This window comes from Citrobacter sp. Awk 4, from assembly GCF_028069725.1.
Classification (GTDB): Bacteria; Pseudomonadota; Gammaproteobacteria; order Enterobacterales; family Enterobacteriaceae; genus Citrobacter_D.
The window spans coordinates 16,728-41,564 of the sequence record NZ_JANEWG010000027.1 but is presented as its reverse complement, the minus strand read 5'-3'; the positions used below and the strand labels follow the sequence as shown (position 1 = coordinate 41,564).

Sequence of the window (24,837 nt, the reverse complement as noted above, 5' to 3'; positions counted from 1 at the left end):
GATTACCAGGTGTGAATGTCGCTGGCCGTATCCGTCATGTAACGGACACCGCTAATGGTCGGCAGCAACTGATTGATCAGACGGTTCCAGCGAGCCACCGGCGCGGTCGTGACATACACCACGTCGTACGGTTGCAGACGGAATTCCGTCGCCATCACCAGAGAGGTAGCATCGGACATATCAAGCTGATAGATATTGGCAATCTTGCCGTTACTCCCACCCTCGCCTTTCAAAGGACGGATCACAAAGATGCCGCTGGCGTTGGAGGTCGTCAGGTCGATACCTTCCGCAGTCCCCAGCGCTTCGGTCAGCGTCATACCGCTGAAGTCCATTTTGAGCGTGCTCTGTTTCTTCACTTCGCCCATCACGAAGACTTTCAGATCGTCGTTGCGTGGCACAAACAGGATGTCTCCGGGGTACAGCAGTCGGTTTTGGCTGAGATCGCCGTTTTGCATCAACGCCTGCAGGGAAATGCGCTGCTCCTGCCCTTTATGGGTCAGCACCACATTGCGCCAGTCGGCGGCGTCCGTCAGCCCCCCAGCGGCGTTAATGGCGTCGAGGACGGTCAGAGGAACGTTGGTGATCGCCTGCTGGCCCGATTTATTCACCTGCCCGGAGACATACGCCTTCTGCGAGCGGAAAGCGGCGATATTAACGTCCACCTGCGGGTCAGCGATGTACTTCGCTAAGCGCCCGGTAATATCACTGCGGATTTCCCCCAAGGTTTTTCCGACCACGCTGACTTTGCCAATGTAGGGATAAAACATGGTGCCATCAGGCTGCACCCAGTTACCGGCGTCACTGGAGCTGCGATATTGCCCCGCCGGCGTGGTCAGTTCCGGGTGGTCCCAGACGGTCACATTCAGCACGTCGCCAGGACCGACCCGGTACTGGTAGCTGGCGATCTCCTGGTCTAACGACATATTGGGTTGCGCCACGTTGGGTCGCGGACGTAATTGTTCAACCAAACGCGGCGTTAACGGATAGACATTCACCATTCGGTCGAGATCAAAATCAGCGTCCTGTTGTTTGATGACATCTTTTCCCATCGTAGACATATTGCTGCCCGGAAGTACTGTGCACCCACTGATTAGGGCTACCGACACCAATAATGGCATCAATTTCATTTTGGATTTCATCATTGATTATTTATCACTTTGGCAGAGTAATTATCCTGTGCAATTTAAATAGCGACTTTACCTGTTCATATTTACCTTGCAGTTAATTGAATAAAAATTTAACTGGCATCAGTCCTAAAAAATCGGCTTTCGTCCACAGGCTATTGACAGAATAATTGAGGCTCGTCTTCAGGCAGCCAGGCACGCTACCGCCCCTGGCTTTTTAGCTACCAATGCACTGATTCATTTATGTTTTTACAATCCTCTTTACTTTCATATTCTTGCCAACGGAGCAACAGCACGGAAAATAATAAAGAACAGACAGCATCTGCTGCGTCGCTAAAGAATATTTTATTGCTTATTGTTAATGCTGCCAGAATTGTTGCAGCTAACGTAATAGCAGGCAAGGTAACAAGTCTGTACCTTACTCTTTTTAAGATTAATATTAAGGCTTACTCGTTTATAATTTTAGGATTTTATTGATGTTGACAATATTTATTTCGGCCAACTACCTGCGATATTTCCTAAATATAATTTAGCACTCTATGCTTTCACTGCGAAAACAGTGTGGTTATTTTGACGTCAATTTTTCGCCGCCGTCATTTGATATAAAAGGAAGAGAAATCGCGTTGCGGCATTGCAATTTGGCCCAGCTTTATCCATGATCAAATTGTGACAATTGTCATATCATTAGGGGTATTACGTTTACTATGGAATGGATTGCCGATCCGTCAATCTGGGCCGGACTTGTCACGCTCATTGTGATTGAGTTAGTCCTCGGCATTGATAACCTGGTCTTTATTGCTATCCTCGCAGAGAAACTGCCTCCGGCGCAGCGTGACCGTGCGCGCGTCACCGGGCTGCTGTTAGCAATGACCATGCGCCTGCTGCTGTTGGCGTCAATCTCGTGGCTGGTCACCTTAACCACTCCCCTCTTCAGTGTGCATGAGCTGAGTTTCAGCGCACGTGACCTGATTATGCTGTTTGGCGGCTTCTTCTTACTGTTTAAAGCCACTATGGAGCTGAACGAGAGGCTGGAAGGGAAAGACAGCGATAATCCCACGCAGCGGAAGGGGGCGAAATTCTGGGGTGTGGTGGCGCAAATCGTGGTACTGGACGCCATCTTCTCGCTCGATTCGGTCATCACTGCCGTGGGGATGGTCGATCACCTCGCCGTCATGATGGCCGCCGTGATTGTCGCCATTAGCCTGATGCTGCTCGCCAGCAAATCCCTGACGCGCTTTGTTAACAGCCACCCCACTATTGTTATTCTGTGTCTCAGCTTCTTGTTGATGATCGGGTTCAGCCTTGTCGCTGATGGGTTTGGTTTCCACATTCCGAAAGGTTATCTGTACGCCGCCATCGGGTTCTCGGTAATGATAGAGGCCCTTAACCAACTGGCTATTTTTAACCGCCGTCGCTTTCTTTCCGCGAACCATACCTTGCGCCAGCGCACCACAGAGGCGGTCATGCGCCTGCTGAGCGGACAAAAAGAAGACGCAGAACTGGATGCACAAACCGCCTCAATGCTGGCAGATCACGGCAACCAACAAATCTTCAACCCGCAAGAGCGGCGGATGATTGAGCGGGTGCTGAACCTGAATCAACGTACGGTCAGCAGTATCATGACCTCGCGTCACGATATTGAGCATATCGATCTCAGCGCACCCGAAGCAGACGTCCGCGCCTTGCTGGAGAAAAATCAGCATACCCGTCTGGTGGTCACCGCAGAAAATGAGCAAGAAGATCTGCTTGGCGTGGTGCATGTCATCGATCTGTTGCAGCAATCGCTGCGTGGCGAGCCGCTCGACCTGCGGGTGCTGATCCGTCAGCCGCTGGTGTTCCCGGAAACGCTGCCGTTGCTCCCCGCCCTGGAGCAATTCCGTAATGCGCGCACCCACTTTGCTTTTGTGGTGGATGAGTTTGGTTCTGTCGAAGGGATTGTCACGCTCAGTGATGTGATGGAGACGATTGCCGGGAACCTGCCCAATGAAGTCGAGGAGATCGACGCCCGTCACGACATTCAGAAGAACGCGGACGGCTCCTGGACTGCCAATGGCCACATGCCGCTGGAAGACCTTGTGCAGTATGTCCCGTTGCCGCTGGACGAGAAACGTGAATACCACACTATCGCCGGGCTGCTGATGGAATATCTACAACGGGTACCGAAACCGGGTGAAGAAGTCCAGGTCGGCGATTATCTGTTAAAAACGCTACAGGTCGAAAGCCACCGGGTGCAAAAGGTGCAGTTGATTCCGCTACGTCATGATGAGGAAGATCTGGACTACGAGGTGTGATGATAACCGGATGGCCCGCAAAATAGAGGCCATCCGGTCAATGCTTACATCTTATCAAGCAACTGCTTCACGTCTTTACCGTTGCGGCTATCTTTATTGCGATCCGCCCAGTTGTTGAGCCGACGTTTCGCTTCATCCTGCATATGTTTACGCAAGACCTGGTCTACCTTTAGGGTGTAATTCAGTGAATCCCAGTTCCCATAAACCCTGAGCGGAACCGGCGTCTCTTGCAAGAAAGTGACCAGTTTACTGTCCCCTGTCCAGCCGTCGAGTACCTGAATATTAAACTCGGTGTCACAGGTCTGATCGATAAGATCCAACGTCCCTTTGCCAGAAAGCGCCAACAGCGAGGATTGCCCCTGCATATCGTTGAGCGTCAACTCACCCTTTCTGAGCGTGACATCGCTCTCAAAGTGATCCAGACGCGTGGCGTTATCGAAGCTTTGCTGTGATTGCACATCGCCGCCGTTCCGCTCCACGGCCTGTTGTACCAGCTGTTGGAAGTTCATCCCTTCCATGCGCGTGTCGTTCATTTCGACACGCGCCTGACCCTGCCAGCTGTGACGAAACGCCCAAGCATCAATATCCGCGCCAGAAAACTCCCCGGTCAGCGACATCTTCCCGCTCAGAGAGATGGGGTAATTAAAGGCCTTAAGAATGGTTCCAATCTCAACATTCTCAAGACGAGGATAAAATACCGCCTCCGGCTCCTGCGCCCTGGCATCCAGTTCGCCCGGCAGCGAAACCAGACCGCCATCGAGTTTCCCCTGTAGCGTTTCGATATTCAGCAGCCCTGACTGATTCGACATTTTGGCGGCAACGTCGGTAAATTCCATTCCCCGCCAACGGACATCGGCAGCCTGCAACGAGATCTCCGCAGAAAAACTGTGCAAACCATTGTAAGCCGGTTCGTCAATCCGGGATGAGATAACCGGTCTCGCGAGCGTTGGCTGGCTCTGCCCCTGCTGCGCAATACCGTTTGTGCCTGGTGCCTCTTCAGCGCGCGGGAGAAGATTATCAAGATTCAGCTTGCCAAACTGAAGGTCAATCACCCATTCCGGTTTATCATTGAGTGTTATCTCTGTTTTTCCGGTGAGCGTGCTGTCATTGGCGGTCAAATTGAGCTGACTAAAAGAGAGTCTTTTTTCCTCTTCCAGCCACTGTGCCTGTAATTGCCCTTGCCCCTGAATCCCCTGTTTAGGTAGATCGGCCCCTTGCAATTGCCAGGTGAACTGTTGAATCGAAGCCGCAAGATTATGCGGATAATCAGACGCATCAACCGTACCATTGAGGGCGAGGTTGAGATCGCGCTGGTCGCGATTGACGCGTCCGGAAAACTCGAACGAACCGCGATGTTGGGTATCCTGCTCCATTTGCAGGTGGATATCGCGAACCGTGACCTGCTCATCGTTCTCATGCTGGAAAACCAGCACGCTGTCTGCCACGCGCAAACTGGCGATATCAAACGACCAGCCGCGATCTTCGGCGATATCCGGTAATCTATTGTCTTTTGGCGCAACCGGAGCATCTTTACTGGGCATCGCTTCCGATTGCGGGGTCAGTTGGATCACCGCCCCTTTCAGCATCACCTGCTCAACCTTGAGCTGATGACTCAGAAGCGGCCACAAAGAGACATCAAGACGCATGTTGTCAGCGCGAATTAACGGCTCACTTGCGCCTTGCGCCGTTAAGGTCATCCGCCCGGAGAGGATGCTAAGCTGCGGCCAGACATGCCAACGCAATGGACCATCCAGTTCGAGTTGATATCCGCTACGCGCAGCAACCTGCTGCACCATATACGCGCGGAAATCATTTGGATTTACCAACATAACTAACGCAGAAAAACCGGCCACCAGCACGACCAGTAAGATCATCAGCGTCGTCAGAAATCGTCTCATGCTATCCTCAATGGATCAGAACAGGCTTAGTCTTTATCAATCCGACTGGCAACAGCGCCTTGTTGATCGCGATACTTCGCATCTTCACGACGATTGTAAGGGCGCGCTGCGGGACCGGAAAGCGGCTCGAAGCTCAGCGCGCCAATCAACATGCCAGGGCGCAGCGCCAACGGTAATTTCCCGGAATTGTAGAACTCCAGCACAATACAGCCCGACCAGCCGGGATCAATGCGGTGCGCGGTGACGTGCACCATCAACCCCAGACGCGCCAGCGAAGAACGACCGTCCAGCCATCCCACCAAATCCGGCGGCAACGTAACAGATTCATAAGTCACCGCCAGCGCCAGTTCGCCAGGATGCAGGAAAAAGGCCTCGCCTTCATCCAACACGATTTCATCGCTCATCACGCGATCCAGCGCGGCGCTCACTTCAGCTTTAGGACCGCTCAGGTCGATAAACGCTGCCGTGTGACCGCTGAAAGTGCGAAATTTATTGCCCAGGCGTACATCGACTGTGGCGCCGTTGATGCGCTCTACAGGAGGACGCGGGTTGATCGACAAACGGCCTTCATCCAGCCAGGCTTCAATATCTCGGTCACACAAACGCATGGTGCTTTCTCCTTTTGAGCATCCATCCCTTGACGCCTGATGCGTCAAGGGCGAACCAGGTTATCACTGAACGGTACACAATTCGCTGGGCTTATTCAAAGAACTGACTGATTTTCGCTTTCAGAATATCGATAGCGATGCGGTTCTTACCGCCGCGCGGCACGATAATATCGGCATACTGTTTAGACGGTTCGATAAACTGCAGGAACATCGGGCGTACGGTTTTCTGATATTGCGCCATGACCGAATCCATAGAACGGCCGCGCTCATTGACGTCGCGTTTGATACGACGCATCAGACAGATGTCCAGCGGAGTATCAACAAAAATGGAGAAGTTCATCTCTTCACGTAACCGCGCATCCGTCAGCAGTAAAATGCCTTCCAGAATAATGACTTTTTTCGGTTCGACGCGAACCGTTTCTTTCATCCGGGTATGTTCAACATAGCTATACACTGGCAGTTCAATCGGACAGCCGCGCTTGAGCGTTTGCAGATGTTGAAACAGCAAGCTGTGATCCATCGCGTTCGGATGGTCATAGTTGGTTTTTACGCGCTCTTCCATCGACAGATGGCTTTGATCTTTGTAATAGCTGTCTTCGGGAATAACGCCAATATGTGCATCACCGACTTGTTCACGCAACTCACGATAAAGGGTACTGGCAATGAGACTTTTGCCGGAAGCGGACGCGCCTGCGATACCGATAATGACGCACTGATGAGACTGATCAGTCATAAATTTAGCGACCTGATTAACCTGGATGTTAGGGAGGGCGGCGTAGAAACGCCAAACGCGGCAATTATAGGGATTTCAGGCGCGCGATACCAGTCGAGATAGCAGATGACGCAGCGGCTGCTAAATTACGCCCCACATTTTCCCTTTCGCAAATTAAAATGGTCAACTTTAAATCAGGCAGGGCAATTATTTCCAATCGTAAGGAATTATTAACTTAATCGTGTCATTTTATGAGCAGTTGACCTGTAAATGGTCAATTGTTTGTACTAGCATAACCACAGATAAAAACTAACGCGTCCGGGTGTTCCGTGACGGTACGGGCTATTCGGATAACGCGGTAATGAGTAAACAATTTCAACATGTTTTAGTTACCCTACCCCACCCTTTACTGCGTATTGTCAGTTTGGGCCTGGTGGCCTTTATCTTTACGCTGTTTTCGCTCGAATTATCGCGTTTTGGTACACAGCTGGCGCCTTTGTGGTTCCCGACCTCGATTATGACGGTGGCGTTTTACCGTCACGCGGGGCGCATGTGGCCAGGTATTGCGCTCTCCTGCTCGCTCGGCAGTCTCGGCGCGGCGTTGCTGCTTTTCCCTGACACCTCGCTGAACTTTACCTATACCGCAATTAACATTTTCGAAGCCGTCATTGGCGCAATATTGCTGCGTAAACTTCTGCCCTGGTACAACCCATTACAAAATCTTAACGACTGGATCCGTCTGGCGATTGGCAGCGCGGTGGTCCCGCCTCTGGTGGGTGGGCTCCTCATCTGGCTGCTGGAGCCTGAAGGCGCACAGTTAAACGCATTTCTTATTTGGGTTCTTTCTGAATCCATCGGCGCGCTGGCGCTGGTTCCCCTCGGTTTGCTGTTTAAACCGCATTATTTGTTGCGCCACCGTGATCCGCGTTTATTGCTGGAAACGTTGCTTACTCTGGCCGTCACGCTGGTGCTGAGTTGGCTCTCAATGCAATATCTGCCGTGGCCGTTTACCAGCGTCATCGTGTTACTGATGTGGAGCGCGGTACGTCTGCCACGTGTGGAAGCCTTTTTAATCTTCCTCGCGACCGTGATGATGGTTTCATTAATGATGGCCGCCGATCCTTCGCTGCTCACAACACCCAAAGCCCACATCATGGCGAACGTCCCCTGGCTGCCGTTTGTAATGATTCTGATTCCTGCCAACGTGATGACCATGGTGATGTATGCGTTTCGGACCGAGCGTAAACATATTTCCGAAAGCGAAGCGCGCTTTCGCAACGCCATGGAATACTCCGCTATCGGCATGGCGCTGGTGGGTACCGAAGGCCAGTGGCTACAAGCAAACAAAGCGTTGTGCCAGTTTCTTGGCTATAGCCAGGATGAGCTACGCGCGCTCACGTTCCAGCAACTGACCTGGCCGGAAGATCTCAATAACGATCTTGAACAGCTCAATATGCTGGTACGCGGCGAGATCAACAGTTACTCAATGGAAAAGCGCTACTACACCCGCGATGGAGAAGTGGTCTGGGCGCTGCTGACTGTCTCACTGGTGCGTCATGGCGATACCACCCCGCTTTACTTTATTGCTCAAATTGAAGATATCAACGACCTGAAACAAACCGAATGGGTCAATAAGCGCCTGATGGAGCGAATTACCCTGGCGAATGAAGCGGGCGGTATCGGTATCTGGGAGTGGGAATTGCAGTCTGATGTCTACCTTTGGGATAAACGGATGTTTGAACTGTATGAAATTCCTCCGCACATAAAACCCACCTGGCAAGTCTGGTATGACTGCGTGTTGCCTGAAGATCGCGACGATGCTGAAAAAGAGATCCGTGATGCTCTTGCTGCCCGTCGTCCCTTCAAACTGGAGTTCCGTATTGCGGTAAAAGACGGAATCCGGCATATCCGCTCACTGGCAAACCGGGTATTGAATAAAGACGGCGAAGTCGAACGCTTACTCGGCATCAATATGGACATGACCGAGGTGAAGCAACTGAACGAAGCGCTGTACCAGGAAAAAGAGCGTCTTCACATTACGCTGGATTCCATCGGGGAAGCCGTTGTCTGTATTGACGTCGACATGAACGTCACGTTTATGAACCCGGTGGCGGAGAAGATGAGTGGCTGGCAGCAAAAAGACGCAATGGGTGTGCCGTTACTGACTGTGCTGCGCATTACCTTTGGCGACAACGGCCCGTTAATGGAAAACATCTACAGTGCGGATATGTCTCGCTCCGCGATTGAGCAGGATGTGGTGCTGCATTGTCGTAGCGGCGGCAACTACGATATCCATTACAGCATTACCCCACTCAGTACGCTGGACGGCGGCAATATTGGGTCAGTATTGGTTATCCAGGACGTCACCGAGTCGCGTAAAATGCTGCGCCAGCTCAGTTACAGCGCATCCCATGACGCTCTGACCCACCTCGCGAACCGGGTCAGCTTCGAAAACCACCTGAAGCGTTTGCTGCAAACCGTTCGCGATGCCCACCAACGTCACGCCCTGATCTTTATTGACCTTGACCGTTTCAAAGCCGTCAACGACAGTGCAGGCCATGCCGCCGGTGACGCGTTATTGCGTGAGATCTCGGCGCTGATGCTCAGTATGATCCGTTCCAGCGACATGCTGGCGCGTCTGGGCGGGGATGAGTTTGGACTGCTACTGCCTGACTGTAATATCGAAAGCGCCCGTTTCATCGCAACGCGAATGATTAACGCCATCAACGACTATCACTTTATGTGGGAAGGGCGTCTGCACCGTATTGGCGCCAGCGCTGGGATCACGCGGATTGACGAACGCAATTATCTGGCAACGGACGTCATGTCACAGGCGGACATCGCCTGTTACGCCTCCAAAAACAATGGCCGTGGTCGCGTTACCGTGTATGAACCTCAGCAACAAGAGACTCACAAAGAACGGGGAATGATGTCGCTGGATGAGCAGTCGCAAATGATTAAAGACTATCCTTTGCTGATGATTGCACAGGGAGTGGCATCGCCGCGGATCCCTGAAACCTGCAGTTTCTGGTTGATTTCATTACGCCTGAGCACCCGTGAAGGCGAAGTCGTGGAAGAGCAGACCTTCCGCGCAGGATTGGTCGAACCAGCGCTCAATCATGCGCTAGACCGCCGCGTACTGCAGGAATTTTTCCATCATGCGGCCCCGGCGATTGCCCGCAAAGGGCTGAGCGTCGCCCTCCCCTTCTCCGCTGCCGGGTTAAGCAGCGCCCCCCTTATCGATGAGTTGCTGACACACCTTGAACACAGCCCGCTCCCGGCGCGTCTGCTGCATCTGGTTGTGCCAGCCGATGTCATGATCACACATCCAACCGAAACCGCTTCTGCGATTCAAAAACTGCGCCAGGCGGGATGTAGGATAATGTTCAGCCAGGTCGGTCGCGATCTGGAAATCTTCAGCCATCTGACCCCGCACATGGCGGACTATCTGCTGCTTGAAAGCGAACTCGCCACCAGCCTGCACGGTAATTTGATGGACGAAATGCTGGTTTCAATCATCCAGGGGAATGCACAGCGGCTAGGAATCAAAACACTTGTCGGCCCGGTGCAGACGCCGGTAATCATGGATGCGCTTTCCGGCATCGGGATTGACCTGATGTATGGCGATATCATTGCCAAGGCCCAGCCGTTGGATCAACTACTTAACACCAGCTATTTCGCCATTAATTGACGGCTGCCAGCCCTCCGTATACCAGATATGCAACAACGCGTAGGAGCGCCAGGGTTTCCAGCGTTCGGCATAGCGCCGAATCTGAGCAGGCGTCATGCCGGGAAAGCGCTGTTTAATCAAATAATCGTCTGGCAAAAAGATATCCTTTGCCTGCCAGCCGCGCAGCGCGAAGTAGTTGGCGGTCCAGCGACCAATACCGGGAAACGTTTGCAGGTCTTTGACGCCGAGCTCGATGTCAGAGGGCGGCGTGACCGCTAATGCGCCATTAAGCGTCGCCTGCGCCAGATGGATCAGCGCTTCACCGCGTTTGAGCGGCATCCCCAGAGCTTTAAGTTCGACCGGGTCGGCAGCCGCCAGCGTTTCAGGACCGGGAAAACAGACATATTCCGCAGCATCTTCCAGCGTCTCGCCATAACGGCGGGCCACTTTCGCGGTCAGTTTAGCCGCCATCGCCACACTGACCAGTTGCCCCAGAATCGCCCGTACGCCCTGTTCAAACGCATCAACCGCGCCCGGCAGGCGTAATCCCGGGCGCGCAGCCCCCAGTTCGCCAAGCGCATCACTCACTAACAACGGGTCACAGCGAAGATCGAAGAGCCGCTCAATTTTCGCCAGACATTCCGCTGCCACAGGCTGTAAACCTGGACTCAGGGTAATCTGCAACATATGCGTCTGAAGGTCTGGTACCGCGGTCAGCAGCCCCCGATGCTCTCCAATAGCCAGACTTCGCTCGTAGGACGAAGCACTGACAGTTTCCACGCCATCAACCGCACGCGCGGCGAGAAAACCCAACATCCAGGACCAGTCATACGGCGGTTGCCAGCTTAGGGTATACATTGTGACTCCTTTAACAGTGAGTCTTCAGCATAAACGGTTTATCCACGTTACGCCTTGCTTTCATATTCCCGTTGTCGGGACGACGACATTCCGTTAAAGTCACGCCCCTCCTTTACTGGCATGGGGATTTTTCAGTGTTTATTGGTTTTGATTACGGTACGGCGAACTGTTCAGTGGCCGTTATGCAAGACGGGCAACCACGCCTGCTGCGGATGGAAAATAACAGTACGTTGTTGCCCTCCATGCTTTGCGCTCCAACGCGCGAATCGGTGAGTGAATGGTTGTACCGCCATCACGATGTCCCGGCAACGGATACCGAAACGCAGGCCTTGTTGCGTCGCGCGATGCGCTATAACCGTGAAGAAGACATTGATGTCAACCCGGAAAGCGTACAGTTTGGACTCGCCTCGCTGGCCCAGTACATTGACGATCCTGAAGAAGTTTACTTCGTTAAATCGCCCAAATCGTTCTTAGGCGCCAGCGGACTTAAGCCGCAGCAGGTTGCGCTGTTCGAGGATTTGGTTTGCGCCATGATGCTGCACATCCGTCATCAGGCACAGCGTCAGTTGCCGGAATCGATCACTCAGGCGGTCATTGGTCGCCCGATCAACTTTCAGGGATTAGGCGGAGACGACGCGAATACTCAGGCGCAAGGGATTCTGGAACGTGCGGCAAAACGTGCGGGGTTTCAGGAGGTCGTTTTTCAGTATGAACCTGTTGCAGCAGGGCTGGATTATGAGGCCACACTGACCGAAGAAAAACGGGTTCTGGTTGTAGATATCGGCGGCGGTACCACAGACTGCTCGTTGCTGTTGATGGGCCCCCAATGGCATCAACGCGCCGATCGTGAAACCAGCCTGCTCGGCCACAGCGGCTGTCGCATTGGCGGTAACGATCTTGATATCGCGCTGGCGTTTAAAAACCTGATGCCGCTGCTCGGTATGGGTGGAGAAACAGAAAAAGGTATCGCGCTGCCAATTTTGCCGTGGTGGAACGCCGTCGCCATAAACGATGTCCCTGCGCAAAGTGATTTTTACAGCACCGCCAACGGTCGCTTACTTAACGATCTGGTTCGTGACGCGCGTGAAGCAGACAAAGTCGCGCTGCTGCTTAAAGTCTGGCGTCAGCGTCTGAGCTATCGCCTGGTGCGCAGTGCGGAAGAAAGCAAAATTGCGCTTTCGGAACAGACAAATGTCACCACGTCGTTGCCTTTCATCAGCGACGAACTTGCGGCGGCGATAAGCCAGCAAGGGCTGGAAGCGGCGCTGAATCAGCCGCTGGCAAGAATTCTGGAGCAGGTTCAACTGGCGCTGGATAACGCGCAGGAAAAACCGGATGTGATTTACCTGACTGGCGGCAGCGCGCGTTCACCGCTGCTCAAGAAGGCGCTGGCCGAACAGCTACCAGGAATTCCGATTGCCGGGGGCGATGATTTTGGTTCAGTGACCGCCGGTCTGGCGCGCTGGGCGGACGTGGTTTTTCGCTAACCGTCTCGCAAGCTCAGCAGCGGGTAGATTGACTTTATCGTTGCCAACGCTTAACGTCAGGAGTGAGGGTAAGGGAGAGGTTTTCCCCTCCCCCTGGTGTCTTAGTATGCCTGGAAGCTGATAACTAAGAGTATCACCAGTATGATGACTAACCTCATCATAACCCTTTCCTTATTTAAGGCCCCTTCCTCGGGAGGGGCTTTCCCGTTTCAGCGTCCTGCTGAAATGAGTGGCTTACCTCCTTCGCCGTGCCGCCACTTTAACGTAATACCCAGCACCCTCTATTTTTGCCGATAATTGTTGCGTAACGCCTCGCAAAGCCCGTCGCCATTCAGACAAATCCAGACCGTGTTTCATAATTCCTCCATTATTTTCCCTTGTTAGATGGCTAAACTAGTACCATTCCGCGAAACGTTTCAGGATGAAAAACTTATAACGATGAAAGGCAGTAACACATCCCGCTGGGTGATAGCCATAGTGGTCGCTGCGGCGGCCATTTCCGCAATCTGGTTCTGGCACAGTCGTGGCGAAACACCGGGAATCACACCAGACGCCACCGGGCATACGCAGCCCCCCGCAGGGCAAGGTCGACGCGGTATGCGCTCCGGCCCGTTAGCGCCGGTTCAGGCGGCGACTGCCGTAGAACAAGCGGTGCCACGCTATCTGACCGGACTGGGAACAGTGACTGCAGCCAATACGGTGACAGTGCGCAGTCGCGTGGACGGTCAACTGATGGCGCTGCACTTTCAGGAAGGGCAACAGGTAAAAGCAGGCGATCTGCTGGCGGAGATTGATCCCAGCCAGTTCAGGGTCGCCTTAGCGCAGGCTCAAGGACAGTTAGCAAAAGACAACGCCACACTGGCGAATGCCCGCCGTGATTTAGCCCGCTTTCAACAACTGGCGAAAACTAATCTCGTTTCCCGTCAGGAACTGGACGCCCAACAGGCACTGGTCAGTGAAACTCAGGGAACGATTAAGGCTGATGAGGCCAGCGTCGCCAGCGCGCAACTCCAGCTTGACTGGAGCCGTATTACGGCACCGGTTGACGGTCGCGTCGGTTTGAAACAAGTGGATATCGGTAATCAGATCTCCAGCAGCGACACCACCGGGATCGTCGTTATCACTCAAACCCACCCTATCGATCTGATTTTTACCCTGCCGGAAAGCGATATCGCCACGGTGATGCAGGCGCAAAAAGCGGGGAAACCCGTCACGGTTGAGGCCTGGGATCGCACCAACGCACAAAAACTGAGTGAAGGGGTATTGCTGAGTCTGGACAACCAGATTGATGCCACTACCGGTACCATCAAGATTAAAGCACGCTTTAATAATCAGGATGATACGTTGTTCCCGAATCAGTTTGTCAATGCGCGAATGCTGGTAGGAACCGAGCACAATGCTGTTGTGATTCCCACTGCCGCCGTACAAATGGGTAACGAAGGCCATTTTGTCTGGGTACTGAACGATGAAAACAAGGTCAGCAAACATCAGGTACAACCCGGTATTCAGGACAGCCAACAAGTGGTGATTAGCGCCGGATTGTCCGTCGGCGATCGTGTCGTCACCGACGGTATTGACCGCCTGACGGAAGGGGCGAAAGTTGAAGTGGTGGAGGCACAATCCGCCACCACAACTGACAGTAAAGCCACCACGCGAGAATATGGCAAAAAAGGAGCGAACTCCTGATGCAGGTGTTACCGCCAGGCAGAACGGGCGGCCCTTCCCGCCTGTTTATTCTGCGCCCTGTCGCCACGACGTTATTGATGGTGGCGATTCTGCTGGCCGGGATTATCGGCTATCGGTTCTTGCCCGTTGCCGCCTTACCCGAAGTGGACTATCCGACGATTCAGGTGGTGACGCTCTATCCTGGCGCCAGCCCCGATGTGATGACCTCCGCCGTCACCGCCCCGCTTGAACGCCAGTTCGGGCAGATGTCGGGGCTGAAACAGATGTCGTCGCAAAGCTCAGGCGGCGCATCGGTAGTGACGCTACAGTTTCAGCTTTCACTACCGCTGGATGTCGCCGAGCAGGAGGTCCAGGCCGCCATTAATGCCGCCACCAATCTGCTGCCGGACGATCTCCCTAATCCACCGGTTTACAGCAAAGTTAACCCGGCAGATCCGCCCATTATGACGCTCGCCGTCACCTCCACTGCCCTGCCGATGACGCAGGTAGAAGATATGGTCGAAACACGGGTGGCGCAAAAAATTTCGCAGGTTTCCGGTGTGGGTTTAGTGACGCTATCAGGGGGGCAACGTCCGGCAGTCCGCGTGAAGCTGAATGCTCAGGCTATTGCCGCGCAGGGTCTCACCAGCGAAACCATCCGCACCGCCATCACCGGCGCGAACGTCAATTCAGCGAAAGGCAGTCTTGACGGTCCCACTCGCGCGGTTACGCTCTCCGCCAACGATCAGATGCAGTCTGTGGATGAATATCGTCAGTTGATCGTTGCTTATCAAAACGGCGCGCCTGTACGCCTCGGCGATATCGCTACCGTTGAACAGGGTGCAGAAAACCGTTGGCTCGGTGCCTGGGCCAATAAAGAACAAGCCATCGTGATGAATGTGCAGCGCCAGCCTGGCGCGAATATTATCTCCACCGCAGACAGTATTCGTCAGATGTTGCCGCAACTGACCGACAGTTTGCCGAAATCGGTCAAAGTGACGGTACTTTCGGACCGCACCACCAATATTCGCGCCTCGGTGACAGACACCCAGTTCGAACTGATGCTGGCTATTGCGCTGGTCGTGATGATTATCTATCTGTTCTTGCGCAATATTCCCGCCACCATTATTCCCGGCGTCGCTGTACCGCTGTCGCTGATCGGTACCTTCGCCGTGATGGTATTTCTCGATTTCTCCATCAATAACCTGACGTTGATGGCGCTCACCATCGCCACCGGTTTTGTGGTGGATGACGCGATTGTGGTCATCGAAAACATTTCGCGTTATATCGAAAAAGGAGAGAAACCGCTGGCGGCCGCGCTCAAAGGGGCGGGCGAGATCGGCTTTACCATTATCTCGTTAACCTTCTCACTGATTGCGGTGCTTATCCCGCTGCTGTTTATGGGCGATATCGTCGGGAGACTGTTTCGTGAATTTGCCGTGACGCTGGCGGTCGCTATTCTGATTTCCGCCGTGGTATCGCTGACGCTGACCCCAATGATGTGTGCGCGGATGCTAAGCCAGGAATCACTGCGTAAGCAAAACCGTTTTTCCCGCGCTTCGGAAAAAATGTTTAATCGCATTATCGCCGGTTATGGCCATCTGTTGGCGAAAGTGCTCAATCATCCCTGGCTGACGCTCAGCGTCGCCGTGGGTACGCTGCTACTGAGCGTGATGTTGTGGGTATTTATTCCGAAAGGTTTCTTCCCGGTTCAGGATAACGGCATTATTCAGGGAACACTGCAGGCGCCGCAATCCAGCTCGTTCGCCAACATGGCACAGCGCCAGCGGCAGGTCTCCGACCTCATTCTCAATGATCCTGCCGTCGAAAGTCTGACTGCGTTTGTCGGCGTGGATGGCACCAATCCGGCACTGAACAGCGCCCGTCTGCAAATCAACCTGAAACCCCTCGATGAGCGTGACGATCGCGTTTCGCAGGTCATTGCGCGCCTGCAGCAAGCGGTGGACACCGTGCCGGGCGTGGATCTCTATCTTCAGCCGACGCAGGATCTCACCATTGATACCCAGGTGAGCCGCACGCAGTATCAGTTTACGCTGCAGGCGACATCGCTGGATGCGCTAAGTACCTGGGTGCCGCCGCTGGTGGAGAAACTGCAACAGTTGCCGCAGCTTTCGGACGTGAGCAGCGACTGGCAGGACAAAGGCCTGGTGGCGTATGTCAATGTCGACCGTGACAGCGCCAGCCGGTTAGGGATCAGCATGGCTGATGTCGATAACGCACTGTATAACGCGTTCGGCCAGCGACTGATTTCGACGATTTATACTCAGGCAAACCAGTATCGCGTGGTCCTTGAACACAACACGGAAAACACACCAGGGCTGGCGGCGTTAGATTCCGTACGTCTGACCAGTCGCGACGGCGGCATTGTGCCGCTCAGCGCTATCGCCAGTATCGGCCAGCGTTTTGCCCCGCTTTCCATTAACCATCTCGATCAGTTCCCGGTCACCACCATCTCCTTTAACGTACCGGACGACTATGCGCTCGGCGACGCGGTACAGGCGATTCTGGACAGCGAAAAAACGCTCAATCTGCCTGCGGATATCACCACCCAATTCCAGGGCAGCACCCTCGCCTTCCAGGCCGCCCTCGGCAACACCGTCTGGCTTATCGTGGCGGCCGTGGTGGCGATGTACATCGTGCTTGGCGTATTGTACGAAAGTTTTATTCACCCCATCACCATTCTCTCCACACTGCCAACGGCTGGCGTCGGCGCGCTACTGGCCTTGATGATTGCAGGCAGTGAGCTGGATGTTATCGCCATCATCGGCATCATTCTGCTGATTGGTATCGTCAAGAAAAACGCCATCATGATGATCGACTTCGCCCTTGCCGCTGAGCGCGAACAGGGCATGGCGCCGCAGGAAGCTATCTTCCAGGCCTGTTTGCTGCGTTTTCGTCCGATCCTGATGACGACGCTGGCGGCATTGCTGGGGGCGTTGCCGTTGATGTTAAGTACCGGCGTCGGGGCTGAATTGCGCCGTCCGCTGGGCATTGGCATGGTGGGTGGTCTGCTGGTCAGCCAGGTATTGACGCTGTTCACTACACCAGTCATTTATCTGCTGTTTGACCGCTTATCGCTGTCGATGAAAAGCCGCTTCTCGCGCCGGGAAGAGGAAGCGTAAATGAAATTTTTCGCCCTTTTCATTTATCGTCCGGTCGCCACCATTTTAATCGCTATCGCGATTACCCTGTGCGGTGTGCTGGGCTTCCGGCTGCTACCGGTCGCGCCATTGCCGCAGGTAGATTTCCCGGTGATCATGGTAAGCGCCTCGTTGCCGGGCGCTTCGCCGGAGACAATGGCCTCCTCAGTCGCTACGCCGCTGGAACGCTCGCTCGGGCGGATTGCTGGCATTACTGAAATGACCTCCAGCAGTTCACTGGGCAGCACACGCATTATTCTTGAGTTTAATTTCGACCGCGATATCAACGGCGCGGCGCGTGACGTGCAGGCGGCGATCAACGCCGCGCAAAGTTTACTCCCCAGTGGCATGCCCAGCCGCCCGACCTACCGGAAGGCCAATCCGTCTGACGCGCCGGTCATGATCCTGACGCTGACATCGGATACCTGGTCCCAGGGCGAGCTGTATGACTTCGCCTCGACGCAGCTTGCCCAGACCATCGCACAAATCGACGGCGTGGGCGATGTTGATGTTGGCGGCAGTTCGTTACCCGCCGTGCGCGTTGGCCTGAATCCTCAGGCGCTGTTTAACCAGGGCGTTTCGCTGGACGATGTGCGTACCGCCATCAGTGATGCTAATGTGCGAAAACCCCAGGGCGCGCTCGACGGTGAGCACCAACGCTGGCAAATACAGACCAATGATGAACTGAAAACAGCCGCCGAATACCAACCGCTGATCATTCATTACAACAACGGCGCAGCGGTGCGACTGGGGGATGTCGCCACGGTCACCGACTCGGTACAGGATGTGCGTAATGCCGGGATGACCAACGCAAAACCGGCGATATTGTTGATGATCCGCAAACTGCCGGAAGCCAACATCATTCAGACGGTGGACAGTATTCGGGCGAAAATTCCCGACCTGCAAACGCTGATCCCAGCCTCCATCGACTTACAAATTGCGCAGGATCGCTCTCCGACGATTCGGGCCTCGCTGGAAGAGGTAGAACAGACGCTCATCATTTCCATCGCCCTGGTGGTATTGGTGGTGTTTTTATTCCTGCGTTCCGGGCGTGCAACCTTGATCCCTGCCGTCGCCGTGCCGGTTTCGCTGATTGGCACCTTCGCCGCCATGTATCTGTGCGGCTTTAGTCTGAATAACCTGTCGCTGATGGCGTTAACTATTGCGACCGGCTTTGTCGTCGATGACGCCATCGTGGTGCTGGAAAACATCTCCCGTCACCTTGAAGCAGGGATGAAACCCTTACAGGCGGCACTACAGGGAACACGGGAAGTGGGCTTCACGGTGCTCTCCATGAGTCTTTCGCTGGTGGCGGTATTCCTGCCGCTGCTGCTGATGGGGGGATTACCCGGCAGGCTGCTGCGCGAATTTGCCGTTACGCTGTCAGTGGCTATCGGGATTTCATTGCTCGTCTCGCTGACCTTAACCCCGATGATGTGCGGCTGGATGCTCAAATCAGGCAAACCGCGCGAGCAGACACGCAAGCGGGGTTTTGGACGCCTGCTGGTCGCCTTACAACAGGGTTACGGCAACTCACTGAAGTGGGTGTTAAAACATACCCGTCTGGTAGGCGTTGTTCTGCTTGGTACCATCGCACTGAATATCTGGCTCTATATTTCAATCCCCAAAACCTTTTTCCCTGAGCAGGATACCGGAGTATTGATGGGCGGCATTCAGGCTGACCAGAGCATTTCGTTCCAGGCGATGCGCGGCAAACTTGAAGACTTTATGAAAATCATCCGCGACGATCCGGCGGTGAATAACGTCACCGGTTTTACCGGCGGTTCGCGAGTCAACAGCGGCATGATGTTTATCACCCTGAAGTCACGCGATGAGCGGCATGAAACCGCTCAGCAGGTCATCGACAGGCTGCGGGTAAAGCTTGCAAAAGAGCCCGGCGCGAATCTGTTTCTGATGGCGGTGCAGGATATCCGCGTCGGGGGACGTCAGGCCAACGCCAGCTATCAGTACACATTGTTGTCCGATGACCTGGCGGCGCTGCGCGAATGGGAACCCAAAATTCGTAAATCGCTCTCCTCGCTTTCGCAACTGGCCGATGTTAACTCCGACCAGCAGGACAACGGCGCAGAGATGGATCTCATTTACGATCGCGATACCATGTCACGGCTGGGTATCGACGTTCAGGCGGCGAACAGTTTACTGAACAATGCCTTTGGGCAGCGGCAGATTTCGACCATCTATCAGCCGATGAACCAGTATAAAGTGGTGATGGAAGTGGACTCGCGCTATACCCAGGACATCAGCGCGCTGGATAAAATGTTCGTAATTAACAGCGACGGGAAAGCGATCCCGCTCTCGAGCTTTGCAAAATGGCGGCCCGCTAACGCCCCGCTGTCGGTCAATCATCAGGGCTTATCTGCCGCCTCAACCATCGCTTTTAACCTGCCGACCGGAACATCGCTTTCCCAGGCCACTGACGCCATCAACCGCGCCATGACACAGCTTGGGGTGCCCTCCACGGTTCGCGGCAGTTTTGCCGGTACCGCACAGGTATTCCAGGACACGATGAACGCCCAGGTGATTTTGATTCTGGCGGCAATCGCCACGGTCTACATCGTGTTGGGGATGTTATATGAAAGCTATGTTCACCCGCTGACCATTCTCTCAACGCTCCCCTCAGCTGGCGTCGGCGCACTACTGGCGCTGGAGCTTTTTGATGCCCCGTTCAGCCTAATTGCCCTGATAGGGATAATGCTATTAATTGGCATTGTGAAGAAAAACGCCATCATGATGGTCGATTTTGCACTGGACGCGCAGAGAAATGGCAATCTGACGCCGGAACAGGCGATATTTCAGGCCTGTTTACTGCGTTTTCGCCCGATCATGATGACCACCCTGGCGGCGTTATTTGGCGCACTGCCGCTGGTGCTATCAGGCGGAGACGGCTCAGAGTTACGCCAGCCGCTGGGGATTACGATTGTCGGGGGGCTTATCATGAGCCAGCTGCTGACGCTCTATACCACCCCGGTGGTGTATCTCTTTTTTGACCGCCTGCGGCTGCGTTTTTCGCGCAGAAACCGTAAAACCGTATCGGCATAGAAAAATGACTGAACTTCCCGACAGCACCCGCTGGCAACTTTGGATTGTGGCATTCGGCTTCTTTATGCAGTCGCTGGATACCACGATTGTGAACACCGCGCTTCCCTCGATGGCGAAAAGCCTTGGGGAAAGCCCGCTGCATATGCACATGGTTGTCGTGTCGTATGTGCTGACCGTGGCCGTGATGCTCCCCGCCAGCGGCTGGCTGGCGGACAAAATCGGCGTGCGTAACATTTTCTTTTCCGCCATCATCCTGTTCACGCTGGGATCGCTGTTTTGCGCAGGTTCCAACACACTCAATGAACTGGTGATGGCGCGCGTACTGCAGGGTGTTGGCGGCGCAATGATGGTGCCGGTCGGCAGGTTAACGGTGATGAAAATCGTCCCGCGCGAACAATACATGGCCGCCATGACCTTCGTGACGCTGCCCGGTCAGATTGGTCCGCTGCTCGGCCCGGCATTAGGGGGTATTCTGGTGGAGTACGCCTCCTGGCACTGGATTTTCCTGATCAACATTCCCGTTGGGATCGCTGGCGCTATCGCCACATTGCTGCTGATGCCAAACTACACGATGCAAACGCGGCGTTTTGATCTCTCCGGGTTTCTGCTGCTGGCCGTCGGTATGGCGCTCCTCACGCTGGCGCTTGATGGCGGTAAAGGGTCGGGGATCTCTCACGCCGCGCTGGCGGTACTCATCGCCAGCGGTATCATGGCAATCCTGCTGTATCTCCAGCATGCGAAGAACAATGCGCGCGCCCTGTTTAGTCTCAACTTATTTCGCACTCACACCTTTTCGCTCGGGCTGCTTGGCAGTTTCACCGGACGCATCGGCAGTGGCATGCTCCCCTTCATGACCCCGGTATTTTTGCAGATTGGTCTGGGTTTCTCGCCCTTCCATGCCGGGTTAATGATGATCCCAATGGTGCTGGGCAGTATGGGGATGAAACGAATCGTGGTGCAGGTGGTCAACCGGTTTGGCTATCGCCGCGTACTGGTCGCCACTACCCTCGGTCTGGCGCTGGTCAGCCTGGTGTTTATGACCACGGCGCTGCTGGGCTGGTATTATCTCCTGCCTTTTGTGCTGTTCCTGCAAGGGATGGTGAACTCAACTCGTTTCTCCTCAATGAACACCCTGACGCTGAAAGACCTTCCGGACGATTTAGCCAGCAGCGGCAACAGTTTGTTGTCGATGATCATGCAGTTGTCGATGAGTATTGGCGTGACCATTGCCGGATTATTGCTGGGAATGTTTGGTCAACAACACCTCATCGCTGAGGCAGGCGCAACACAAACCGTCTTTATGTACAGCTGGCTTTGCATGGCGTTCATCATTGCACTCCCGGCGATCATTTTTTCCAGGGTCCCTAACGACACACACAAAAACACGGTCATTTCGCGGCGAAAAAGGAGTCTGTAATGAAATTCTGGCGACCCGGTATCACCGGCAAACTGTTTCTGGCTATTTTCGCCACCTGCATTGTTTTGCTCATCACCATGCACTGGGCCGTACGTATTAGCTTCGAGCGCGGATTTATTGACTACATCAAACAGGGCAACGAACAGCGTTTGCAACTGCTGAGCGACGCATTGGGCGAGCAGTACCAGTTACATGGCAACTGGCGTTTTTTACGCAATAACGACCGTTTTGTGTTCCAGATCCTGCGCTCTTTAGAACATGATAATGACGATGACAAACCCGGACCGGGGATGCCCCCCCACGGCTGGCGCACCCAGTTTTGGGTCGTCGACCAAAATGCCCGTGTCCTGGTCGGTCCCAGAGCCCCTGTTCCCCCCGACGGCACGCGGCGGGCCATCCTCGTGAATGGTATGGAAGTCGGCGCGGTCATTGCCTCCCCTGTCGAACGCTTAACGCGCAATACCGACATTAATTTTGATAAACAACAGCGCCGAACCAGTTGGTTGATTGTGGCGTTATCCACACTACTGGCCGCGCTGGCGACTTTTTCACTGGCACGCGGACTGCTGGCGCCCGTGAAACGGCTGGTGGAAGGCACACACAAGCTGGCTGCCGGTGACTTCACCACTCGCGTGGCCTCCACCAGCGCAGATGAGCTGGGCAAACTGGCGCAGGACTTTAACCAGCTCGCCAGTACGCTGGAAAAAAATCAGCAAATGCGCCGCGATTTTATGGCCGATATCTCTCATGAACTGCGCACACCGCTGGCCGTTCTGCGCGGTGAACTGGAGGCGATTCAGGATGGCGTGCGTCAATTTACGCCGGAGTCGGTGGCGTCCTTACAGGCCGAAGTCGGCACATTAACGAAGCTGGTAGACGATCTGCATCAGTTGTCGATGTCTGATGAAGGCGCGCTCGCGTACCAGAAAACCCCGGTTGATCTTATTCCTCTACTGGAAGTCGCCGGCGGCGCGTTTCGCGAGCGTTTTGCCAGCCGGGGGCTGACGTTACAGCTTTCGTTGCCAGACAGCGTCTGCGTATTTGGCGACCGGGATCGCCTGATGCAGTTATTCAACAATCTGCTGGAAAACAGTCTGCGCTACACCGATAGCGGTGGCGGTCTGCATATTTCCGCTGAACAACGCGACAAGTCGTTGCTGTTGACCTTCGCGGATTCCGCCCCCGGCGTCAGTGACGAACAGTTGCAGAAGCTGTTTGAACGTTTTTACCGGACAGAAGGCTCCCGCAACCGCGCCAGTGGCGGTTCCGGGCTGGGGCTGGCGATTTGCGTCAACATTGTACAGGCGCATAATGGCCACATCCGCGCCGCCCATTCGCCTTTTGGCGGGGTGAGCATTACAGTAGAGTTACCGCTGGAACGCGATATACAGAGAGATATATGACTGAGTTACCCATTGATGAAAACACGCCACGTATTTTGATTGTGGAAGATGAACCCAAACTGGGACAACTGCTTATCGACTATCTGCGAGCCGCAAGTTATGCGCCGACCCTAATCAGTCACGGCGATCAGGTACTGCCTTACGTGCGTCAAACACCGCCCGATCTGATCCTGCTGGATCTCATGCTCCCCGGCACCGACGGTTTAACCCTGTGTCGGGAGATCCGTCGTTTTTCTGAAGTTCCGATAGTCATGGTGACGGCCAAAATTGAAGAGATCGACAGACTGCTGGGGCTGGAAATTGGCGCCGATGATTACATCTGCAAACCCTACAGCCCGCGTGAAGTGGTCGCCCGCGTCAAAACCATTCTGCGCCGTTGCCGCCCACACAAAGAGATGCAGCAGCTGGACGCCGACAGCCCGCTGATTGTTGATGAAGGCCGCTTTCAGGCATCCTGGCGCGGGAAGATGCTTGATTTAACGCCTGCCGAATTCCGCTTACTGAAAACCCTTTCGCACGAGCCGGGCAAGGTTTTTTCTCGCGAGCAACTGCTTAATCACCTCTATGACGATTATCGTGTGGTGACCGACCGTACCATCGACAGTCATATCAAAAACCTTCGCCGCAAGCTGGAGTCTCTGGACGCTGAGCAGTCATTTATTCGTGCCGTCTATGGTGTTGGCTATCGCTGGGAAGCGGATGCCTGTAGGATTGCGTAACATCATTCACCAGAACGAAGGGATTGTCGTGGATATAAGAAATAGCGCGTTACTGCTTCTGCTTTTCTCAGGCATCGCTCACGCAGAAATCTCCGAGCAACAATTTGCCGCCGACTGCGCAAAAATCTCTGACTATGCCCGTCAGGGCGAACAATTCTACAAAGCGAAAAACTACGCTAAAGCGCGTGAGGCGTTTGAAAAGCAGGTGATCTGGAGTGAAGGCTGTCAACTTGACGACAAAGCCATCGCCACGGCGTACAACAACGTTGCGCTCACCTGGATGCGCGAAGGCGAGTGGCGTAAAGCCCGCGCCTGGCTGATGATCAAACCTGACGATCGTAAGTCTGTCTATAATCTGGGGCTGATCAAAGATAACCTGGCGGCACTGCCCGTTCCCTCAACTGCAGCGGGCGAATACTGGAATTACGTAGGGCTGGGCACGTGGGAAACGCTTACCATAAAACCGCTGGAAAATAAATCCGACTACCAGGTAGATTTTCAGGGCTATTATTTTGGCATGATGGCGATATATTACGGTCCCAATATGGGCGAGTTCTCTGAGAAGGTCACGCTAAAAAATAATGCCGGAGTCATCGCACTCAGAGAAGGCGATTATATCCATTGTGACATCTCTTTAACCGTATCGCCCGACACGATCGACGTGAAAACAGATGATCCCAGCCAATGCGGTTTTGGTGCTAACGTCAGCGCCGACGGGCGCTATCTGCGCGTTGACTGACGTTTCCCAACCAGGCAGGGAAAGC

16 protein-coding genes are annotated in these 24,837 nt (G+C 54.2%); 10 read left to right on the top strand and 6 right to left on the bottom strand.

The genetic code is table 11. The features are described from left to right. Positions 1 to 2 precede the first annotated feature (2 nt). Positions 3 to 1,142, bottom strand: a complete 1,140-nt coding sequence (locus NNO04_RS13070; RefSeq protein WP_271445023.1) for a polysaccharide export protein — start codon at positions 1,140 to 1,142, stop codon at positions 3 to 5. 686 nt (positions 1,143 to 1,828) lie between these two features. Here NNO04_RS13070 and NNO04_RS13065 point away from each other — a divergent pair. Next, positions 1,829 to 3,415 (top strand): TerC family protein, encoded by a 1,587-nt coding sequence (locus NNO04_RS13065; protein WP_271445022.1) that lies wholly within the window; start codon positions 1,829 to 1,831, stop codon positions 3,413 to 3,415. Between the two features lie 44 nt (positions 3,416 to 3,459). Here NNO04_RS13065 and asmA read toward each other — a convergent pair whose 3' ends face one another. The 3 genes from asmA to udk all read right to left on the bottom strand — a co-directional run bounded on the left by asmA (position 3,460) and on the right by udk (position 6,654). Next, complete coding sequence (asmA, locus tag NNO04_RS13060; protein WP_271445021.1) at positions 3,460 to 5,313, bottom strand: outer membrane assembly protein AsmA; 1,854 nt, start codon at positions 5,311 to 5,313, stop codon at positions 3,460 to 3,462. Positions 5,314 to 5,339: 26 nt separating this feature from the next. Then, entirely contained in the window at positions 5,340 to 5,921 is a 582-nt protein-coding gene (dcd, locus tag NNO04_RS13055; RefSeq protein WP_162379963.1) for a dCTP deaminase, read from the bottom strand. A gap of 91 nt (positions 5,922 to 6,012) precedes the next feature. Then, positions 6,013 to 6,654, bottom strand: coding sequence for a uridine kinase (udk, locus tag NNO04_RS13050; protein ID WP_271445020.1), 642 nt, complete (start codon positions 6,652 to 6,654; stop codon positions 6,013 to 6,015). Between the two features lie 340 nt (positions 6,655 to 6,994). Between udk and NNO04_RS13045 the strand changes: the two genes are divergently transcribed. Further along, complete coding sequence (locus NNO04_RS13045) at positions 6,995 to 10,324, top strand: diguanylate cyclase (protein ID WP_271445019.1); 3,330 nt, start codon at positions 6,995 to 6,997, stop codon at positions 10,322 to 10,324. On the opposite strand, the gene alkA is transcribed toward NNO04_RS13045, so the two are convergent. Continuing rightward, a complete protein-coding gene (alkA, locus tag NNO04_RS13040) occupies positions 10,292 to 11,161 on the bottom strand; it encodes a DNA-3-methyladenine glycosylase 2 (protein WP_271445018.1) in 870 nt (289 codons plus the stop codon). The two genes, NNO04_RS13045 and alkA, sit on opposite strands and share 33 nt — an antisense overlap. Before the next feature lie 134 nt (positions 11,162 to 11,295). Between alkA and yegD the strand changes: the two genes are divergently transcribed. Beyond that, a complete protein-coding gene (gene yegD, locus NNO04_RS13035) occupies positions 11,296 to 12,648 on the top strand; it encodes a molecular chaperone (RefSeq protein ID WP_271445017.1) in 1,353 nt (450 codons plus the stop codon). A 101-nt stretch (positions 12,649 to 12,749) separates the two neighbouring features. Here the strand turns inward: yegD and NNO04_RS13030 are convergent, their stop codons facing one another. Beyond that, entirely contained in the window at positions 12,750 to 12,809 is a 60-nt protein-coding gene (locus NNO04_RS13030) for a type I toxin-antitoxin system Ibs family toxin (protein WP_203361243.1), read from the bottom strand. A 277-nt stretch (positions 12,810 to 13,086) separates the two neighbouring features. Between NNO04_RS13030 and NNO04_RS13025 the strand changes: the two genes are divergently transcribed. Genes NNO04_RS13025 through NNO04_RS12995 form a run of 7 tightly spaced genes read left to right on the top strand, consistent with a single transcriptional unit; the run spans position 13,087 to position 24,812 of the window. Then, positions 13,087 to 14,334 (top strand): MdtA/MuxA family multidrug efflux RND transporter periplasmic adaptor subunit, encoded by a 1,248-nt coding sequence (locus NNO04_RS13025; protein WP_271445016.1) that lies wholly within the window; start codon positions 13,087 to 13,089, stop codon positions 14,332 to 14,334. Continuing rightward, positions 14,334 to 17,456 (top strand): MdtB/MuxB family multidrug efflux RND transporter permease subunit, encoded by a 3,123-nt coding sequence (locus NNO04_RS13020; protein ID WP_271445015.1) that lies wholly within the window; start codon positions 14,334 to 14,336, stop codon positions 17,454 to 17,456. Before NNO04_RS13025 ends, NNO04_RS13020 begins: the two co-directional genes overlap by 1 nt. Continuing rightward, positions 17,457 to 20,534: a multidrug efflux RND transporter permease subunit MdtC gene (mdtC, locus tag NNO04_RS13015; RefSeq protein ID WP_271445014.1), complete on the top strand. Its 3,078-nt coding sequence runs from the start codon at positions 17,457 to 17,459 to the stop codon at positions 20,532 to 20,534. It begins immediately after the preceding gene. Positions 20,535 to 20,538: 4 nt separating this feature from the next. Further along, positions 20,539 to 21,951: an MFS transporter gene (locus NNO04_RS13010; protein WP_271445013.1), complete on the top strand. Its 1,413-nt coding sequence runs from the start codon at positions 20,539 to 20,541 to the stop codon at positions 21,949 to 21,951. Next, positions 21,951 to 23,354 carry a two-component system sensor histidine kinase BaeS gene (gene baeS, locus NNO04_RS13005; RefSeq protein WP_271445012.1) on the top strand — a complete coding sequence of 468 codons (1,404 nt, stop codon included), beginning with the start codon at positions 21,951 to 21,953 and terminating at the stop codon, positions 23,352 to 23,354. Before NNO04_RS13010 ends, baeS begins: the two co-directional genes overlap by 1 nt. Continuing rightward, positions 23,351 to 24,073, top strand: a complete 723-nt coding sequence (gene baeR, locus NNO04_RS13000) for a two-component system response regulator BaeR (RefSeq protein ID WP_271445011.1) — start codon at positions 23,351 to 23,353, stop codon at positions 24,071 to 24,073. The genes baeS and baeR overlap by 4 nt, the downstream gene beginning before the upstream one ends. After that, positions 24,054 to 24,812 (top strand): tetratricopeptide repeat protein, encoded by a 759-nt coding sequence (locus NNO04_RS12995; protein WP_271445010.1) that lies wholly within the window; start codon positions 24,054 to 24,056, stop codon positions 24,810 to 24,812. The genes baeR and NNO04_RS12995 overlap by 20 nt, the downstream gene beginning before the upstream one ends. Positions 24,813 to 24,837 lie beyond the last annotated feature (25 nt).

Coding starts and splice junctions, on each gene's coding strand:
- NNO04_RS13070 (WP_271445023.1), bottom strand. CDS start 1,142: ATGATGAAATCCAAAATGAAATTGATGCCATTATTGGTGTCGGTAGCC.
- NNO04_RS13065 (WP_271445022.1), top strand. CDS start 1,829: ATGGAATGGATTGCCGATCCGTCAATCTGGGCCGGACTTGTCACGCTC.
- asmA (WP_271445021.1), bottom strand. CDS start 5,313: ATGAGACGATTTCTGACGACGCTGATGATCTTACTGGTCGTGCTGGTG.
- dcd (WP_162379963.1), bottom strand. CDS start 5,921: ATGCGTTTGTGTGACCGAGATATTGAAGCCTGGCTGGATGAAGGCCGT.
- udk (WP_271445020.1), bottom strand. CDS start 6,654: ATGACTGATCAGTCTCATCAGTGCGTCATTATCGGTATCGCAGGCGCG.
- NNO04_RS13045 (WP_271445019.1), top strand. CDS start 6,995: ATGAGTAAACAATTTCAACATGTTTTAGTTACCCTACCCCACCCTTTA.
- alkA (WP_271445018.1), bottom strand. CDS start 11,161: ATGTATACCCTAAGCTGGCAACCGCCGTATGACTGGTCCTGGATGTTG.
- NNO04_RS13025 (WP_271445016.1), top strand. CDS start 13,087: ATGAAAGGCAGTAACACATCCCGCTGGGTGATAGCCATAGTGGTCGCT.
- NNO04_RS13020 (WP_271445015.1), top strand. CDS start 14,334: ATGCAGGTGTTACCGCCAGGCAGAACGGGCGGCCCTTCCCGCCTGTTT.
- mdtC (WP_271445014.1), top strand. CDS start 17,457: ATGAAATTTTTCGCCCTTTTCATTTATCGTCCGGTCGCCACCATTTTA.
- NNO04_RS13010 (WP_271445013.1), top strand. CDS start 20,539: ATGACTGAACTTCCCGACAGCACCCGCTGGCAACTTTGGATTGTGGCA.
- baeS (WP_271445012.1), top strand. CDS start 21,951: ATGAAATTCTGGCGACCCGGTATCACCGGCAAACTGTTTCTGGCTATT.
- baeR (WP_271445011.1), top strand. CDS start 23,351: ATGACTGAGTTACCCATTGATGAAAACACGCCACGTATTTTGATTGTG.
- NNO04_RS12995 (WP_271445010.1), top strand. CDS start 24,054: ATGCCTGTAGGATTGCGTAACATCATTCACCAGAACGAAGGGATTGTC.